The organism is Mesorhizobium sp. M1A.F.Ca.ET.072.01.1.1 (genome assembly GCF_004023325.1).
Classification (GTDB): domain Bacteria; phylum Pseudomonadota; class Alphaproteobacteria; order Rhizobiales; family Rhizobiaceae; genus Mesorhizobium.
In genome coordinates this window covers 1-688 of the sequence record NZ_RZSF01000689.1, presented here as the reverse complement: position 1 = coordinate 688, position 688 = coordinate 1, and the positions used below count along the sequence as shown (strand labels likewise).

Here is a 688-nt window from a genome sequence, read left to right as displayed (position 1 = left end):
GCGTTGCGGGAAAGGCTCGCCGAGGTCGAGCATTATGCCATGGGCGACTACCTCACCGCTTTGACCAGCGGGCTGGAACAAGGCGGAAAGCTGGCGAGCCAGCGCGTGGCTGATATCACCGGACTGCCGCTCGAGCTCGTCCAGCACAATTTCGCCCGCGTCCCGACCGGCCTGTTCGCGCGAGAATTCGCCCGCGCCAAAGGCAAGGTGCTGAGCCCGTATGACGGCATGATCGGCACGGCCGACATCGCGCCAGAGAGCGGACGCATCGCAGGACCCGATCCCGTGCTCGACCGCAGTGTGCCGGCGCTGACCTCGGCCTTCGTCGGCTATGTCCGCGACGAGCTCAATTTCCACGCCGACATCAGCTACCGGCTGCTCAATGGCGAGGTCACCCACAATTGGGACTACGGCACCTCGCGGCAAGGCTATGCCGGCGTGATGGATGATCTGCAGCGGGCGCGTTCACTCAACCCCGCGCTCGGCGTCGTCATCGTCAACGGCTACACCGACCTCGTCACGCCCTATCTCGCCTCGCGTTATCTGGTGAATCAGGTTCCGCCGCTTTCCGACCAAAGCCTATCCGCCTCGATGTCGTCGAGGGCGGCCACATGATGTATTTCAGGGCGGACGGAAGGCGAGCGCTGAAGGAGGCGGCCGCGGAGCTTTATCAGGCAACGCAGTGAGG

1 pseudogene is annotated in these 688 nt (G+C 64.4%); it reads left to right on the top strand.

The features are described from left to right. A pseudogene (locus tag EOA32_RS37570) lies at positions 1 to 615 on the top strand (peptidase S10); the annotation flags it as partial. Between the last annotated feature and the right edge of the window lie 73 nt (positions 616 to 688).